At 36.6% G+C, this 17,590-nt stretch carries 14 protein-coding genes and 4 pseudogenes; 7 read left to right on the top strand and 11 right to left on the bottom strand.

The genetic code is table 11. The features are described from left to right. Positions 1 to 13 precede the first annotated feature (13 nt). Together V7068_RS08805 and V7068_RS08800 are read left to right on the top strand one after the other, a co-directional pair. Positions 14 to 1,117: a spore germination protein gene (locus V7068_RS08805; protein WP_499712340.1), complete on the top strand. Its 1,104-nt coding sequence runs from the start codon at positions 14 to 16 to the stop codon at positions 1,115 to 1,117. Beyond that, positions 1,101 to 2,306, top strand: coding sequence for a Ger(x)C family spore germination protein (locus V7068_RS08800; protein ID WP_499712338.1), 1,206 nt, complete (start codon positions 1,101 to 1,103; stop codon positions 2,304 to 2,306). Before V7068_RS08805 ends, V7068_RS08800 begins: the two co-directional genes overlap by 17 nt. Before the next feature lie 351 nt (positions 2,307 to 2,657). On the opposite strand, the pseudogene V7068_RS08795 reads toward V7068_RS08800, so the two are convergent. Continuing rightward, a pseudogene (locus tag V7068_RS08795) lies at positions 2,658 to 2,798 on the bottom strand (IS110 family transposase); the annotation flags it as partial. Between the two features lie 771 nt (positions 2,799 to 3,569). Next, positions 3,570 to 3,911: a DoxX family protein gene (locus tag V7068_RS08790; RefSeq protein WP_127760272.1), complete on the bottom strand. Its 342-nt coding sequence runs from the start codon at positions 3,909 to 3,911 to the stop codon at positions 3,570 to 3,572. 117 nt (positions 3,912 to 4,028) lie between these two features. On the opposite strand from V7068_RS08790, the gene V7068_RS08785 reads away from it, so the two are divergent. Together V7068_RS08785 and V7068_RS08780 are read left to right on the top strand one after the other, a co-directional pair. Further along, entirely contained in the window at positions 4,029 to 4,742 is a 714-nt protein-coding gene (locus tag V7068_RS08785) for a Crp/Fnr family transcriptional regulator (protein ID WP_499712335.1), read from the top strand. Positions 4,743 to 5,159: 417 nt separating this feature from the next. Continuing rightward, positions 5,160 to 5,416: pseudogene (locus tag V7068_RS08780) on the top strand (DDE-type integrase/transposase/recombinase); the annotation flags it as partial. Between the two features lie 113 nt (positions 5,417 to 5,529). Here the strand turns inward: V7068_RS08780 and V7068_RS08775 are convergent. Both V7068_RS08775 and V7068_RS08770 read right to left on the bottom strand, forming a co-directional pair. Next, positions 5,530 to 6,456, bottom strand: a complete 927-nt coding sequence (locus V7068_RS08775; RefSeq protein ID WP_252295220.1) for a response regulator — start codon at positions 6,454 to 6,456, stop codon at positions 5,530 to 5,532. A 4-nt stretch (positions 6,457 to 6,460) separates the two neighbouring features. Continuing rightward, positions 6,461 to 7,783, bottom strand: a complete 1,323-nt coding sequence (locus V7068_RS08770) for an ATP-binding protein (RefSeq protein ID WP_499712333.1) — start codon at positions 7,781 to 7,783, stop codon at positions 6,461 to 6,463. Positions 7,784 to 8,327: 544 nt separating this feature from the next. On the opposite strand from V7068_RS08770, the gene V7068_RS08765 reads away from it, so the two are divergent. Continuing rightward, positions 8,328 to 8,927 carry a cation:dicarboxylate symporter family transporter gene (locus V7068_RS08765; RefSeq protein ID WP_499712331.1) on the top strand — a complete coding sequence of 200 codons (600 nt, stop codon included), beginning with the start codon at positions 8,328 to 8,330 and terminating at the stop codon, positions 8,925 to 8,927. A 125-nt stretch (positions 8,928 to 9,052) separates the two neighbouring features. After that, positions 9,053 to 10,486 carry an alanine/glycine:cation symporter family protein gene (locus tag V7068_RS08760; protein WP_499712330.1) on the top strand — a complete coding sequence of 478 codons (1,434 nt, stop codon included), beginning with the start codon at positions 9,053 to 9,055 and terminating at the stop codon, positions 10,484 to 10,486. A 324-nt stretch (positions 10,487 to 10,810) separates the two neighbouring features. Here V7068_RS08760 and V7068_RS08755 read toward each other — a convergent pair whose 3' ends face one another. The 5 genes and pseudogenes from V7068_RS08755 to V7068_RS08735 all read right to left on the bottom strand — a co-directional run. Next, positions 10,811 to 11,791: a glutaminase gene (locus V7068_RS08755; RefSeq protein ID WP_127760430.1), complete on the bottom strand. Its 981-nt coding sequence runs from the start codon at positions 11,789 to 11,791 to the stop codon at positions 10,811 to 10,813. A gap of 180 nt (positions 11,792 to 11,971) precedes the next feature. Then, positions 11,972 to 12,496 carry an acyl-CoA thioesterase gene (locus V7068_RS08750; protein WP_252295217.1) on the bottom strand — a complete coding sequence of 175 codons (525 nt, stop codon included), beginning with the start codon at positions 12,494 to 12,496 and terminating at the stop codon, positions 11,972 to 11,974. 313 nt (positions 12,497 to 12,809) lie between these two features. Continuing rightward, on the bottom strand, positions 12,810 to 13,046 hold the full coding sequence (locus V7068_RS08745; protein WP_252295216.1) for a helix-turn-helix domain-containing protein: 237 nt from the start codon (positions 13,044 to 13,046) through the stop codon (positions 12,810 to 12,812). 362 nt (positions 13,047 to 13,408) lie between these two features. Next, positions 13,409 to 14,707 carry a Glu/Leu/Phe/Val family dehydrogenase gene (locus tag V7068_RS08740; RefSeq protein ID WP_375351355.1) on the bottom strand — a complete coding sequence of 433 codons (1,299 nt, stop codon included), beginning with the start codon at positions 14,705 to 14,707 and terminating at the stop codon, positions 13,409 to 13,411. A gap of 750 nt (positions 14,708 to 15,457) precedes the next feature. Further along, positions 15,458 to 16,162 (bottom strand): annotated as a pseudogene (locus V7068_RS08735) (GTP-binding protein); the annotation flags it as partial. Between the two features lie 246 nt (positions 16,163 to 16,408). Here V7068_RS08735 and V7068_RS08730 point away from each other — a divergent pair. Continuing rightward, positions 16,409 to 16,724: pseudogene (locus V7068_RS08730) on the top strand (IS4 family transposase); the annotation flags it as partial. A gap of 17 nt (positions 16,725 to 16,741) precedes the next feature. On the opposite strand, the gene V7068_RS08725 reads toward V7068_RS08730, so the two are convergent. Both V7068_RS08725 and V7068_RS08720 read right to left on the bottom strand, forming a co-directional pair. Next, positions 16,742 to 17,260 carry a GrpB family protein gene (locus V7068_RS08725; RefSeq protein ID WP_499712327.1) on the bottom strand — a complete coding sequence of 173 codons (519 nt, stop codon included), beginning with the start codon at positions 17,258 to 17,260 and terminating at the stop codon, positions 16,742 to 16,744. A gap of 135 nt (positions 17,261 to 17,395) precedes the next feature. Continuing rightward, on the bottom strand, positions 17,396 to 17,572 hold the full coding sequence (locus V7068_RS08720) for a DUF4279 domain-containing protein (protein ID WP_499712366.1): 177 nt from the start codon (positions 17,570 to 17,572) through the stop codon (positions 17,396 to 17,398). Positions 17,573 to 17,590 lie beyond the last annotated feature (18 nt).

Here is a 17,590-nt window from a genome sequence, read left to right as displayed (position 1 = left end):
GAGTGATTAAAAAGTGATTCTCAGTCCGAAAGACCAAATTACCACTCCTCAAGCAGCTGTCATTGTCATCAACTTTATACTTGGTACAGGATTACTCACCCTACCCAGATCATCTGCGGAGAAAGCGCATACACCAGATGTATGGATAAGCGTTATTTTAGGCGGGGTTATCGCCATAATCGCAGGGGTGATCATGGTTAAATTAGGCCAGCAGTTTCCAAAAAAGACCTTTTATCAATACATCAATGAAATTGTAGGAAAATGGGTGGGGGGGTTACTCAATTTAGTTATAATCTGTTATTTTCTTATGACTTCCGGGTTTCAACTCCGTTCAATGGCGGAAGTCATAAGGTATTTACTTCTGCCAGGTACCCCTACATGGGCTATTACTATGACTTTCATGTGGGTGAGTCTCTATCTGATTATCGGCGGCATTAACCCAATCGCCCGTCTTTTTGAAATTATATTACCTTTGACAGTTATCCTTTTTTTGGTTGTTGCCTTTATGAGCATTAAAATATTTGAGATCAATAATCTGCGTCCAGTATTAGGAGAAGGAGTTATCCCTGTACTAAAAGGAGTAAAGACAACGGCTCTCGCTTTTACAGGGCCCGAAATCATGTTACTGCTTATTCCGTTTATGAATCAGCCAAAAAAAGCAGTAAAAGCCGTGCTTGTTGGAGTGTTCATTTCATTAATTTTTTACGTGATAACGGTCGTAATGGTTATCGGAGCATTATCCGTTGATGGAGTGGTAACGAGAACATGGCCGACACTTGATCTTATACGAAGTTTTGAAGTCTCCGGTTTGATCTTTGAACGGTTTGAATCTTTATTGCTCGTGGTTTGGATTATGCAAATATTTTCTACATTCACCATCACATACTATGCAGCTTCTTTAGGGCTAGCTCAACTTTCAAAAAAGAGCATTCAACCATTTATGTTTGGCTTGCTTCCGATCCTATATATCATTGCCATGATTCCGAAAAATATCAATGACCTCTTTAAATTTGGAGATTTCATCGGCAATTTCGCATTATTTTTATTTGGTTTACTCCCGCTTCTCCTGCTTATTATCTCAAGAATAAAGGGAGGAAAATATGAAACAATCACATAGCCATATACGCCCTCTCTTCATTTCCATCTCGGCTCTTTTGTTCTTATCCCTTACAGGATGTTGGAGCAGTCATGAAATTGAAGAGCAAAGTCTAGTTATAGGTTTGGCATTGGATAAAGGCAAGCAGTCCTCCATTGAGAAAAAGTTAAACGAACAAGGGGTGGGTTATTCAAAAAGAAACCTGATTACTGCAACCTATCAATTTATCACGCCAGAAGTAGCAAGTTCAACAACAAAACAAGCCGGACCACAACAAAAATCTTATGTTAATGCTTCTGAAACGGGAGATTCCAACCATCAAATAGTTCGTGAATTATCATTGAGAAGTGAACAACCCCTAACCGGTTACCATATGAAAGTGGTTGTTATCAGTGAAGATCTTGCAAAATCGTATAAATTGGAACAATTACTTAATCAAAATCTTCGAGACAACGAGGTTAGACTAAGCTGTCTTGTGCTCATTAGTAAAGGAAAGGCAAGCAAGACACTGGAAACAAAGACTGCAGGAGGAATTCCAGCCTTTCGTCTGGTTAGCATTGTAGAAAATGCCTATCGTTCAACGAGGATTTTACCTCCTATGTCGTATACTAAAGTAGAGAGCAAAATCCACTCAGAATCTAGTTTTCTATTGCAAAATGTACTGTCAGCGAATGGGGAAGTCAAATTTGCGGGAGCTGCCGTGATCGATGGAAAGACACACACAATGACTGGATTTTTGAATGAGGAAGAACTAGAGGGCATAACATGGATAACAGGTAAGGGAAAAGGCGGCGTAGTGAAAAGCTTTGATAAAGAAACTGGTCAGCTGCTTATGTATGAGATAGAGTCCATGAAAAGCAGTATTATACCTCGAGTTAATGGAAACAACATCTCTTTTGATGTAAACATTGAATCAGATGGAAGACTTTCTGAAAATTGGGTGCTTTCAGGAAATGCTTTTGAAAGTGAATTTCTCAAAAAAGCAGAAAAATCTTTTGAAAATGAAGTGAAACGCTTGGTAGGGAATGTAATAGAAAAAATGCAAAAAGAATACCGAGTGGACGTTGCTGGCTTCGGGGATCACTTGAAAATTGAGAACCCCAAAGTATGGAAGAAAGTCAAAAAGGATTGGGATCAAACATTTAGTGAGACCCCGATTAACTACCATGTAAAATTAACGATTAAAGATTATGGAACATTAGGATCATAGAAGTGAACCTTATCGTTCGTGCAGAATTTGATATAGATATTATTAATTGGCATTCTATGGTGTATAGAAGTGTTAGATCCAATTAATACAAGAAACCTTTGATATATGAATAAATAGAAAGAGCATGTTTTGAGAAAAGATTAATCAAAACATGTTCTTATAATATTTAATTGGAGTATTTTTTATTAAAAAGATTGATCATTTTTGTGTTTCTTAATGAACTAAACCAGCTAACAGGATGTAACTATATTCCTCTAAAATCCCCCCTTATGATATACTATTTTTGTCTATGCCAAATAACCCTCCAAAACCCTTTTGGAAGGATTTTTCTCTGTTTCACAAAACCGTTAATTAGGCTAAATCTAGGAACGTTTCTTTTCTCTTTAATAAAGCGTAATTCCAATAAAGCAACTTATTAATACAGGCAACGATTGACACTTTGGCAGGTTTTCCTTCTGATTTTTTCTTATCATAGAATTCTTTAAGCTTTTTTGTTCCTTGAACTTCTTATGCCGCATAGTACGGCAAGATACAGAGATTGATAAACTGGTACTTTAGCAAAAAGTCGAAAATATACAAGGTTTTGTTCACCTTTATATATTTTCGACTTATTTACATAAAAACAAACATTTCCATTTAGTTACCAAATACAAAATTGAACCCAAAAACAAAAAGATTTACCTCATTAAAAAAATAGCCGTTAATGAAAGTAATTCACCGGTTGGAACAAGCGTCAAGAACAGTCAATTGTTCTTTAATACTTTCGCTAAAAATAAATTTGTTCTTACTTATGATACGGTTCACCTTGATGTATCTAAATGAGATTAGAGATTTTGGGCTATAAGGTGGGATTCATATAATCCCTTTTCTTTTTACCAAATTCATGGAAATCAATAATTAATCCGGATTTCATCATAAAATTTACTCCAAGGATTCCAATTAAACTCGTAAGTTGCCTTTGTTATTCCTAACTGTAATTGAAAGAGATCTGCCTAATAGTTATCAATTTCTTAATCCGAACAGTTTGCTTTCAGCAAAGCTCACTTTTTCCCAGCTGCGTAAATTCTTCTTGGTCTCTCATTTTTACGATTTAGTCCAATCTATTCTACCTCATCTGTATAAAAAAGTGGTAAGACTCTTATCCTTTAATAATTACATTTCTAAAAATACTACTACAAAAATCACTACAAGATCTTTCAGCCTCTAGTTTTCTTTTTGAATAGATTTCCTCTCCTCATCCTTCTCCAATTATCCATTAACACCTCAGGCAATAATAAGAATAATAGATAAAAGAAGCATTATCACAGCATTAATGGCCATCAGTGGGCTATGCTTTGCACGGAATAAGTGGGCATGTATTGCACCAATCATTAAAATAGCAAAAAGAACAGCTGCAAATATCAACATTCTTTGAACCCAAAATGCTGCTAATAATCCTAATACACCTGTTAATTCTAATGTAGCAATGACAAACATAAACCACATAGGATACCTATACTCATTCCAATGATGTACCATCATTGGTTTACGTAAAAATTTGATAGCCGCGGAAAATGCAAACATACATATTAAAATAACCTGAGCAATAATTAAAAGTATCCTCAATTAATAAACACTCCTTAAACAAAAAATTGAAAATTTCCCACTTAAAATTACTATAATTGATAATGTAATAGTAATCTGTAGTCTAGCCTACCAATTAACGTATAAGGGGGAAATTTGGTGGATAAAATTAAATACTTATCGAGAATCAATTTATTCCATGATTTGGACATAGAAGAACTACAACAAATGGAATCCATTGCTCCAATCACTGTAACTAAGAAAGGTACTTTAATTACCTCTCCCAACAAGAGTCAAAAACGACTGTATTTAATAAAATGGGGAAAAGTCCGTATGTACACCATATCTAACAACGGAAAAGAACTTACGATTGATATATTAGGATCGGGACATATATTTGGGGAAATTAGCCTTTTTGCCCCTGGGTCCCACCTTATATACGCTAAAGCTATAGAGGATTCTGTTATTTGTTCAATAGACAAGATCCAGTTTGAACAAATTATAATGGAAAAACCAGATATTGCATTAAAGATAATAAAAATTCTCTCCACTCGTTTGAAGGAAATGGAAGAGATGATGGAGCAAATGGCATATGGGAGCGTACGAAACAAGCTACTTTTTTTATTAAACAGATTATCAGAAAAATTTGGGGAACCTTTAAACGAGCATGCTGGTGGTGAAACTGAGTGGATTCAATTAGGGGTAAAGGTTACACACCAAGAGTTGGCTAGCATGATGGGAAGCATTCGTGAAACCGTAACAGAGTTATTAAATGAGTTAATTTCTGAAGGAGTAGTAAACAGAACAAGTACTCGCGGTTTTTTTATCATTCATCTTAAACGATTAAAGGAAACTATAGAGAATACTATATAATTGAGAAGCCACTGTTGTTCTAGTATTCATCTACCATTGGAGTTGAATAAACTAGTAAAGGATCCAGTTATTAAATATGGAAAAACTATTAAAAAAGACTCTATGGATTGATACAGATAGTTTGAACTGAACCCTAATTGTTAGTTGTGTTTAACTTTTAGGGTTTAGTTCAGTCTTGTATTTTAAAGTTTTCAAAAGCATACATTCCAAGTTAAAAAAACATATTTCAGTATAATAAAACCTCATTTACTTATGATACGGTTCACCACACCTATTTAACGGGCAGTTTTTCTCCTTTTATTTCCTCAATTTACCCATCTTGAAATTTCTCAAATCGTCTTTTTCCGCCTATTATGTCCGGTTCTTTTTATAAAATATGGGCATAATATCCATGGCAATCACAAATAAAAGAGGTGACTTTTCATTGCTCATACAACGACCATGCGCTGGGTTCATCAGTATGGTCCTACATTAGATGAGCGAGTAAGACATCATATTAAGCCAACCAATGATTCTTGGCAAGTCGATGAGACGTATGTGAAAGTCATAGGTCAATGGATGTATTTATATCGTGCTGTCGATTCGAAAGGAGATACCATTGATTTTTATCTAAGTAAAACAAGAAAAAAGGCTTCAAAGCATTCTTAAAGAAAGCTTCATGTTCGTTCTATGTTTGGATTCAAGTTGTATGAAACGACCGCCTCTATATTGAGTGGCACTGAAGCCATGTGTATAATGAAAAAAGGACAGCTTCACCAAAAGTGAAGTCTGCCCAAAATGAAATTCGTCATTGCGATTCCAAATGTATCCGTTTCGCTTCAAAATAGAGAACCTGAATGAATTTTTTCGTATCGATGCGAGCGGGTAGTGTTGACTCATTGTTTAATTCTGTCATCTTTCTCCTTACGGTTGTAAAATCAAAAAACTTAGAAGCGTAATTTTCGAACTTCGGGTTTAAAAAATCAGTAAGTCCAAGGGACGCCAAATGGTTTAATGACTGGTAAATTGCCCTTCGGACCCGTTGTTTGGATGCTTTAACCTCTCTTTTTAATTCCATCTCTGCAGCTGATTCTCCAAGTCTTTTTCGAGCTAAATTCACAAAAATCTCTTCTAGAGTAGGAAACTCTTGTTCAAACGTTTTATCTTGTTCATATTGATATAAATAATCTAACATATCCAGTAAATCTTTACTCCCATTTTCAGTAGCTATCCCTAATTCGGATAAAAGAAAATGACTGGAAGTTCTTATATGTTTTTCGTTGCGGTATTTTTCCTGCAGACTTTGATGGCAATCCAATTTAAGCACCGTATTGAGCGACTTTTGAATGTTCTGTATCGATTTTTCCAATTGGATTCGTTCGATGACTTTCTGAATGACCGTTAACACTTCGATCCTGTTGATCGGTTTGATTATAAAGTATTCAACACCAAGTGAATAGGCTTCACCAATCAGTTCTTTCGATTCCACTTGAGAAATCATGATGATTTTCCCTTTGAATGACGGTTTTATTTGACGAATCGTTTTAATTCCATCTTGAATCGGCATTAACAAATCGATGAATAAAATATCGATATTTTTCAAAGTTAGCATTTGTTGATCCAACAATGAACCGTCCTCAGCTTCTCCTACCACTTCCCCAAGATCCTCATCTTCGATGATTCGGGCCAACATCGAGCGAACCACTTCGTCATCATCTATTATATAAAAAAACATCGAATCACCCTTTCTCAATTAAATGATCAACCAATAATCGAATTATGAAAATCGATCCTTTTCCTTCCGGTCTGTCCTGGAACGTAACATCACCTTCAAGTTCTTCGACCATTTCTTTTACATACGATAATCCAATTCCTGTCGATGGGTTACCATTAAGATCATATTTAGAAGTAAACCCAGGCTTGAAAATTAATTCTTTATCCTTCGATGCAACACCAGGACCGTTATCTCCTATCCGAAATTCAACCGAATCATGCTTCTTATCAATGTCAATGTCAATTGTGATGGTTCCTGTATCTTTGATGGCTTCTACAGCGTTTGCAACGACATTATTAATGATCGATAGAATGGTGTAAATATGATAATGAGGATGTGTGCCATCAACCGTGTACACAAATTGGATGTCTTTCCCTAGTAAACGGGCGTATTTATCGTTTGCTCGTACGATGATGTTTGCCAGTTCATGTATGGACATATAATCTGTAAAACTTTCATCGGAAATCAGCTTGGAGAGTCCAGCAAAAATACGTTGGTTATCCTTTTTAACCTCATGGACTTCACCAGCAATTTTCAATGCTTGTCGTCGGAAATCCTCGACCGGAAAGCTCAGTTGTTCATTTTCTAAACTGTCTAAGCTTTTGTATAGATCATACGATTTTTTGGTTATATTTTCAGCATCTTGCAACGTCTTCTTTAAATGAATCGATTCTTCGTATAAATTGGAAATAAGCATAAGCATGTGTTCATTTTGTTTTCTAATGTGTCTCTCCCTCGACTGTGCTTCATACAACTTCATCATATTGAAAAAGCTTAGAACGATAAAACTGTGGGAAAATGCGATAACGATTATCTCATTCAGTGCCGCTAGTGTAATCGTTGTTTCTAATACGAAATATTGAATGATTAATTCCACACAGTCAGACAATATTTCAATTATGAAGCCAATAAATCCAACCATTAAAGGTTGGTGGTGAAAGCGATTGATTTTTGCTAAATAAAAGAGACAAGAATAAGTGAAATAAAAGAAAAAACTAGGATAGTGGGTCTGGAAAGAAGATGTCCAGTCAAAATCCTCCTGCATGATGAAGCCTAACAGGATACGAAATTCCACAACCACCATTCCTGTTAAAAAACCCGGTAAAAATGCTGGCATTCTCCGTAACAATAACAAAAAGAAGAAAAATGTTGGTGCACCAAAACTCATTCGAAACGTCTCATTTAAGGGGAAAGACTTTATTTCGCCAGCTAATGGCACAGTAACCATCATCAGAACAAGAATATAGATATCTTTTTTCACTAACGTGCTAAGATTCAAATTAATCACTTCCCCATTTTGACTGAAAATCAGTATACAGCCTCATTCACCTTAATACAACGCTTACTTTATTTTTCGAAAAAAAATTACGGATTCGATTATAAGAAATCCACCCAACTTGGACGTAACGTACTCATACTGCTAATCTAAAAGGCTTTGTACCAAGTATGGCAGCAAACAATCTATTTTTCTGTCCATAATATTCGCACCAGAATTTGTAAAAAAGTCCTACTTTTATTTATTTTTAGAAATTTTAATTTTTTTCCGTAGTTTTTTGTAGTTTTACGTATAATTCTGTAGCTCCTATTTTAAATTAAATCTACGTTTTTATTTTTAATGGACAAATATGAAAGCGCTTAATGATTTTTACTAATCACACGTTAATGGAGGAACTTCTAATGAAGAAACTAACTACAAAGAAATAGGCTGCTCTCACCGCACTGGCGTTAATGTCTTCGGAGATTATTACCGTCTCTTTTACACTTATGCATTAAATCCTGTTGAAGCCAAATAGACTACGGCAGTTGCTACAACCAGTCCCATTAAGAAAAACTTGCCTAACATTAAAATTCTGGCAACGGGCGGTACCATCGCCGGAACTGGTTCTATTTCGACCCAAACCACTGGCTATCAAGCTGGTGTCCTAACTCCAGATCAACTGATAGTAGCGGTTCCTGTACTAAAAAACACAGCTAACATTTCTACTGAGCAGGTGGCACGCATAGATTCCTGTACGTCCAATACCAATGCCGTAATGGTCAAATCGGCGAAGGAAGTCCAAAAGGAATTGGATGATCCAAGATGTGACGGCATTGTCATCACTCACGGTACGGACACCATGGAAGAGACGGCTTACTTCCTCAACCTGACTGTTCATTCTGACAAGCCGATCATCATGGTTGGTTCCATGCGTCCTTCTACGTCACTCCCTGCTGACCAAGTTTCTTTAGTCCTTGTATTGATGGTTACATCTAAAGGAATCGCAGGGGTTCCTGGAGTATCATTCGTTGTACTATTAGCGACACTCGGTACAGTTGGAATTCCGGTAGAAGGATTGGCATTTATTTCCGGTATTGACCGTCTTTTAGATATGGCGAGAACAGCCGTTAATGTCGTAGGTAACTCGCTTGCAGCGGTTGTTATTTCTAAATAGGAAGGTCAATTTAACGAAAACGATAAAGCCGCCTATTTAAAAGAAGTAACGAACAAAATTTCATAATATTTATCTATTTTATTTGCTTCAACATAAATTACTAAACTTTAACAAGAGGTGACGATATGCAGCATTTACTGGAAAATATGATTGGCACAACAAACGATTTTCTATGGTCAAAGTTATTGATTATTATGCTAGTTTCATTCGGTATTTATTTCACATTTAAATCGAAATTTGTACAATTTCGAATGTTGAAGGAAATGGTCCGTGTTTTATTGGAGGGGAAAACTAGTTCTAAAGATAGCATTTCCCCATTTCAAGCGTTCTGTGTTGGAATGGCGGCTCGCGTTGGAACAGGTAATATCACAGGAATTGCGATTGCGATTGCATTGGGTGGTCCTGGAGCGGTATTCTGGATGTGGATTATTTCTATTATTAGCTCAGCATCCAGCTTTATTGAAAGTACGTTAGCACAAGTATACAAAGTAAAAGATAAAGACGGTTTCCGCGGCGGTCCATCTTATTATATGGAAAAAGGATTAAACAAACGTTGGATGGGAGTATTATTCTCCATTTTAATTACGATTTCTTTCGGTCTTGTATTCAATTCTGTACAATCAAATACCGTTTCGATTGCTTTTGAGAATGCATTTGGTGCAGATCGTTTAACCCTGGGGATTATTATGGCACTTATTTTCTCTGCGATTATCTTTGGCGGTGTGAAGAGTATTGCAAAAATAGCTGAATACAAGGTTATGCTTTTAGCTGTGTTATACATCGGTATTGCATTATTTGTCATCGTTACGAACATAACACAACTGCCGGAAGTTCTTTCTCTTATTGTTAAAAACGCGTTTGGCTTTGAACAAGCTGTAGGCGGTTCACTCGGCGCTGCGATCATGCATGGAGTTAAACGTGGCTTATTCTCGAATGAAGCGGGTATGGGGAGTGCGCCAAACGTTGCCGCAACGGCAACGACAAGTCATCCGGTGAAACAAGGACTTATTCAAGCCTTTGGCGTATTAACGGATACACTGATCGTCTGTACAAGCACAGCATTTATTATTTTATTCTCCGATGCTTACAAACAACCAGAGTTAAATGGTATTGCACTTACACAAGCAGCATTAAGTGAACACGTTGGTTCCTGGGCATCAGGCTGCCTTGCCATCTTTATTTTCCTATTTGGATTCGGCGCGTTAATTGGTAACTATTATTATGGGGAAACAAACATTCGCTTTTTACACAAAAGTAAAGCATTGTTGATGCTATACCGAACAAGCGTATTAGCCATGATTATATTCGGTTCAGTTGCAAAGATTCAACTTGTATGGGATTTGGCTGATTTATTTATGGGCTTCATGGTTATCGTGAACTTAATTGCCATTCTTTTATTATCAAAAGTAGCTTTCGCTGCTTTAACAGACTATATGAAACAGAAAAAGGCTGGTAAAGATCCCGTCTTTTATAAAGACAGTATTAAAGGTCTTGAAAACATTGAATGTTGGGATCGCTCTCAAGTTGCTTCACCTTCCAAAAAAGAAGATGCTATCTAAATAAACAATTGGACATGGATGTTTATCCATGTCCAATTGTTTATTTATGAGTGTTTGCCAATCTCTTGGCAAATACTCATACGAATATTTTTCAGCCATTCAAGATGTAAGAACAGAAAAGCCGAGAACAGCGAAAGTCACTGTGAAAGAAAAATGAAAGAAGACTTGTTAAGTCCGTTTTCATTTTGTGCGTACACGTAAATCAAGCAGGGCCGTTCACCTCGCTAACGCTTCTTTTATATAAAGGCAAGAATTTTATTGCCCGTTAATACATGACAAAAAATGTTCAGCACGATGTCTGAACATTTTTTGCTTGCCATGATTTTAAAAAATACTTAAATCCCATTCTTGTGCGATATGTTCCAATAACATCACGCCTGGCAAACTATTGCCATATTCATCAATGGCTGGCCCATATATGCCAATACCACATCCATCTTGAAACGGCAGTTCCCTTCTCAATCTTGGAGGGACAACTGCCATAATTCCTCCGGACACTCCACTTTTAGCTGGCAATCCGATGAAAGCAGCAAATCTGCCAGACGCATTGTACATTCCACAAGTAAGCATTAAGGCTTTAGTTAATCTAGCCACCTTTTTAGGTAGGATTTGTTCTTTACGAATAGGATGATATCCATCATGTGCCAGAATCAATCCTATCAAGGCTATATCCTCTGTATTAATTTCGATAGAACATTGTTTCAGGTAAACCTCTAGGGCTTCCTCTACATCCGATTCTAAAAAACCGGTCTCTTTTAAATAGTGAGCTAAGGCTCTATTGCGATGGGCTGTTTGCCATTCAGAGTGAAACACTTCCTCATTGATAGCTGGACGTTTCCCTATCATTTTTTCGATTAATGCGTAAAGAAATTCTAATTTAGTTTGTGCTGAATTTCCTGGCAAGAGTGAAGCTACCGTAATCGCTCCTGCATTAATCATAGGATTAAAAGGCTTTCCTGATTTATGCATCTCTAAACGAATAATTGAGTTGAAAGCATCTCCAGTCGGTTCCACATCAACCCGCTCTAACACATAAGAAATACCTCGACCTAAGCATGCAGCTATAAAGCTGATCACTTTTGATATACTTTGTAAGGTGAAAGGGACTTCCCAATCTCCTGACTTTATCATTGTTCCATCTGACCCCATTATGCTAATGCCTAATTGCGATGAATTTACTTTTCCTAAAGCAGGAATATAAGTGGCGTTTTGTCCTTTAGTAGCATAGGAGCGATAATGTATTACCCATTCATCTAAGTAAGCTTTCCTTTGACTATCAACCTGAACGTTATGCTCCTTTATCATTTAATCATATTCCTCCATCCCATTAATTTTATACAGTATAAATTTTTCTTTATGGGGAACAGACAATAAAATGCAAAAAACAAGGTCAAGACTATCCCCTTTTCTCATAGATTGATAAGTGATGATCAAAAGATGTAGCATATCCAAAATTTATAGATTTCTGCACCATAATCTAACAAATCATAGGCTATATTGCTCCAAAGGATAATTCAGCGTTAAAAATGCGGTCAACTCTTTACTTTTTTGTTTCCGTTCTTTACGCATTCTTGTCCGCTCTGGTGCGGTTTCATGTAATTTTCTCTCTTCTTCGGTTTCCGGAATAACTTGTGGAACACTTGTTGGGCGTTTATGCTGATCAAGTGCCACAAATGTTAAGAGGGCAGTCGCTGCAATTTTACACTCACCGCTTTTTAAGTCTTCAGCAATAATTTTTACAAACACTTCCATGGATGATGTGCCTGTCCATGTTACATACGATTCAAAGCAGACGGAATCTGTTGGTCGAACAGGATGTAAAAAATCAACTGAATCTGTTGATGCAGTTACACATTCTCTTCGGCTATGACGAGCTGCAGAGGTTGACGCAACTTGGTCCAAATGACTCATTAGCCGACCACCAAATAACGTATTGTGATTATTTACATCGTTTGGGAATACACGGCTTGTTCGTATCACTCGTGATTCTTTGCAATATTTTGCTTTCATAAACACATCTCCCTAAAACATATCAATCTGTTAGCGTTATATTTATTCCATTCTGGAAATTAGCTCCAATCCTACATGCTCGTCAATAGGAATCCAACATTTTTATTTCTTTGGCTGTGTTAAATGTTAATGTTGAAAAATAGTAAAAATTTTAGGGAATGCCTTCAAATAATGGTATTCCCTATCCAATAATCTTATATAAGAACCTATACAAGCCTGGTTGTCTAAAGCACGTTATCCTTAAATAAAGTTTTTTCTATCCACTTTTAAAAAGCATTTCTTTCAACGCTCTTGATTTTACAGTCTAACATCATTACATACTCCAAAGATCATCATAATCAATGTCTTTTCCGGTAATATCCCGAAGAGCTTTTATAATTTTCCTGGCATTTTTCATTGTCGGTCCTTCTTCATATTTCGGCTGACACAGTCTGCTAATTGTATTGCGAGAAACTCCGCTTTTTGTGACTACAATCTGCTGCGTTAAATCGTGCTTATCTAAAAACTTCCCAAACTTCGATCGTCTTTTTTCTAATGAAAACCAAGCCATACATAAACCTCCTCAACTATCCTGCACCGTTAATTGAATAAGAAAATCAACACTAATCTTTAACAGGGCCATTTCTTTAAGGACTCTCTTTTGGTTTCTAAGTATAAAGCCAAGGCTCTTTCCTACTGAGAAATCGTTTCCAAAAACCTATTTTATTAAGCTTTAACCTTCTAATAATAATTCTAGATTTTCCAAAGCTTTTTTACGATAACCAGGAAACTAACAGCTTCTTTTTCAGCGTCAAACTCAAACATTATAATACTGCTCTTTGAACGGACAGTGATTAACCACATGAAGAATTCCATCCAATTAAAAGAGTATGTTTTAACCCTTTTTAATAGATTGGTAGAGTGATTTACATTTTATACCCATCCACGGAAACGTGAAGCTTCAGCCGTTTTTCTTATTCCAACCATATAGGCCGCTAAACGCATATCCACTTGATGGGCCTGTGAGGTTTGATAAATCGTTTCAAAAGAATCAACCATGACTTTTCGCAGTTTGTCAGCCACCTCTTCCTCTGACCAGTAATATCCTTGATTATTTTGAACCCATTCAAAGTAAGAAACAGTGACACCACCTGAACTTGCCAGTATATCTGGTACCAGGAGGACTCCTCTTTCATCTAAAGTTTTGGTAGCCTCAAGGGTTGTTGGTCCATTTGCCGCCTCCACTACAATCGATGCTTTAATACGATGGGCATTTTGTGCCGTAATTTGGTTTGAGATGGCAGCCGGTACTAAAATGTCACACTCCTTTTCGAGTAATTCTTGATTCGTGATGACATTAGTAAATAAATTGGTAACGGTTCCAAAACTATCGCGTCGCTCAAGTAAATAATCGATATCAAGCCCTTCCGGATCATAAAGAGCCCCATGCGCGTCCGAAATCCCAATCACTTTCGCCCCTGCATCATGCATGAATTTCGCCAGAAAGCTTCCCGCATTCCCAAAGCCTTGAACCACGATGCGTGCACCTTGTAAGTCCATGCCTTTTTTCTTTACCGCTTCTTCAATGCAAACCGTGACGCCGCGTGCTGTTGCTGTTTCACGGCCTTGTGAGCCCCCTAAAACAATCGGTTTGCCCGTAATAAATCCAGGAGAATCGAATTCTCGAAGACGGCTGTACTCATCCATCATCCACGCCATAATTTGAGAATTCGTATACACATCCGGTGCTGGAATATCTTTTGCGGGGCCGACAATTTGGCTGATGGCACGAACATACCCGCGGCTTAATCTCTCCAGCTCCCCAAACGACATGTTCCTAGGATCGCAAATAATGCCACCTTTTCCTCCGCCGTAAGGAAGATTTGTTATGCCACACTTTAAACTCATCCAAATAGATAATGCTTTTACCTCTTCTTCATTTACTTCAGGATGGAAGCGGACTCCTCCTTTCGTAGGACCTACTGCATCGTTATGTTGAGAGCGATAGCCGGTAAACACTTTAATGGAACCGTTATCCATTCGAACTGGGATACGTACCGTGAGGATTCTAACTGGTTCTTTTAGTAACTCGTACATCTCATCGTTGTAGCCTAACTTCTGAACCGCCTCTTTTATAATGAGCTGAGTGGAATTTAATAAATTTAACGTTTCATTTTGCGTACTTTCTAGCTTTTGAACATGATCACTATTAACAGGTACTGTCACTTTCATTCTTTACACCTCTTATGTTATAAGTTGTTTTATATGAAAATATTTTGCGACTCCATTCGTTTCTGATTTTATCTAATGTTAGAGTAACCCTCTTCGGAAAATACCCCACCTCCTTAGAAGAACAGCTGGATAGTAAAGAAGATAGTATGAATCCTTAGCTACTTTACCTATTTTGCTCTAGTTAACTATCAACTAGAATTCCAAGTGTTAAACATTACAATACTAGGCAAGTGCATTCAAAAATATTTTAAAAACTACAAAACATAAAACTTGTTAAACGTCTTCATATTTGTTCCAATGAAAAGTTTGGTTTAATTTATAACAAGAACTACGGAATTTAACCAAAAACTACAAATAACTACAAAAAAAATTATAAGTTTAAAAAATGACTGTTATACATATCAATCGGTTCAGTTTTAGCGCAAAAAACTTCAAGGAAATTCCAAGTGATCTCTAAATCCTGGACATACTGATACAGATGAACAAGGGACAAACCCTTCAAGAGAAGAAGTCTGTCCCAAATCAATTTCATTTATCAACTATTTTTTCCAGTATAAAATGGATTCCACTAGAAAACTTTTTGCTCCTTTATATGTCCTCTAAATATTTGCACCAGAACCGTTTTGTCCTTGCTACACTTCGCTTCTTCTCTCACCCCCCCCCGTTTGTTGCATAAGAACACAAATAGTGCTGCGCGTAGTGTAATAATAAAGCCAGCACTGTACTCTAACTCTTTAATAAAGGCTATAATAATTGGGTGTCAAGTACTTGATCCAATGAAAGCTGTGAATGAACGGTTTCAATGATATTTGCATAAGGATTTAATGCTTGAAGGACAGCCTTTAACTCAGCTAGCCGATCTTTTACGACTAAATCCGTTTTATTCAAAACAAGGACATTGGCAAATTCTATTTGGTCAATGAGGAGATCAGCTACCTCTCTTTCATCCTCATCATTTGCAGCCTGCTTTCGGTCGAGTAACGTTTCGCCTGAAGTAAAATCCTGCCAAAATTGATTTGCGTCTATAACAGTTACCATTGTGTCTAGGCGGCAAAATTTTGATAAATCGATGCCAAGGTTTTCATCTACATATGTAAATGTTTGAGCAACTGGTATCGGCTCACTAATTCCCGTTGATTCGATGACAATATAATCAATATCACCCTTGGTAGCAAGCTTCTCTACTTCAAGAATTAAATCTTCCCGAAGCGTGCAGCAAATGCAGCCATTTTGTAATTCTACTAATTTTTCTTCTGTACGTGAAAACCCACCCTGTTTAATAAGCAAAGCATCTATATTGACCTCACTCATATCATTGACAATCACAGCAATTTTTTTCTGTTCACGATTTTTTAAAATATGATTTAATAACGTCGTTTTCCCTGAACCTAAATAACCACTCAATACAGTAACGGGTACCTTCCCTCTTTCTACTTTGTCCCTCCTACTACACAAATCAAAGTCATTACGATTTAAAACTTAAAAGAATAAATATTTTTATACACTATCAACAATTCGGCCTGCTGCATAGCGTGCCCCAGAAATATTACGGGCTATTGGTCCAATCTCAAGCTCAGCTAGCGCTCCTATTACATATAAATCGGGACCCCATACCCATCAAGCGAAGTTAAAATCATACCCTCAAAATGAAAAAACGCTATGCTTATCGTAAGAAGTTTACGAGAAAGAATGGCGTTTTTGATGAATCCTATCATTTCAAATGGACTGAATCTTTTCGCACAAGAGCTACAATACTTTTTATCTCCAATAGTCCTACAAGACATCGCTAAGCAAGGTGGCTTTGTACAGCGATCTAGTAAGTATCAAGCAAAAGAACTCATTGCCCTTTACGTATGGCTCAGTCAGGAAATCGCTAGCACATCACTTACACAATTGTGCAGTAGGCTAGAAGCTTCCACTGGGGTACTAATAAGCTCAGAAGGACTGAATCAACGCTTTAATCCAGCAGCTGTCGCATTTTCGAGAAATCTTTACCTCTCTTCTCACACAAAAGCTCTGAGCACAATAAAGTTTTTATAACTGTTCTTCTTTTTTCGCTTTTTGCAATACTTTTTGTAGAAAAGGGGCTTTATTCTCTGTATAAGCACCTCTGTCAAAACGATACTTTCTTGCCAAAGCAATTTTTAGTTGATGGTATTCTCTTAAAACATCAGGATTATTTCTTAAATAATCTCTAAATAAAATTTGATTGTTCCAATGTTCTCCTTCAAACTGATAAAAATGCAAATGATGTGTACCAGCTCTCCATTGTCCCTTTCTAAAGAAGCGTCTTTCAGGAAATTCTTTATGGTAAACAAATTCATATCCTATTTGCTTTAAAGGCTCAATGAATTCGTTAACTATCTCCAAGTCATTTACTCCAATAGCAATATCTAAAATCGGTTTAGCCCCTAAACCTTCAACAGACGTACTTCCTACGTGTTCAATAGATATAACCTTGTCAGATAGTATTTCCTTTAGTTTCACTTTTTCATTTTCAAATTGTTTCGACCAATTTGGATGCCACTCTTCAATTGTTATTTCCTTATCCATGCTTTCCCCCAACTTCAATAAAAAAGTTTTTATAAACAAATTTATTATCCCAAAAAATTTTATGTAAAAAGAGAGTTAGCTCCGGCAAACCTATATTTAATTCCCCCCCGTCAGCCGAATATAACCATAAATAAATCAATAGACACGAATCCTAGTGATAATGTCTTTATCTAAATATAAAGCAGGAGTATACCCTTCTTCAATAATGGCTACGACAAAGAATTTGCATCCAATAGAGTATGTCTTTTTTATTTCTCTAATTATTAATACCTTTTTTCGTAATGGAGCTATTATTTGTTGTAATTGTTCGATTTCTCTAATATATTACGT

It is taken from the genome of Bacillus sp. JJ634 (genome assembly GCF_036962285.1).
GTDB classification, from domain to species: domain Bacteria; phylum Bacillota; class Bacilli; order Bacillales; family DSM-1321; genus Peribacillus; species Peribacillus asahii_A.
Note: the sequence above shows the minus strand (reverse complement) of the source record. Positions and strands in the feature narration are given on the sequence as shown.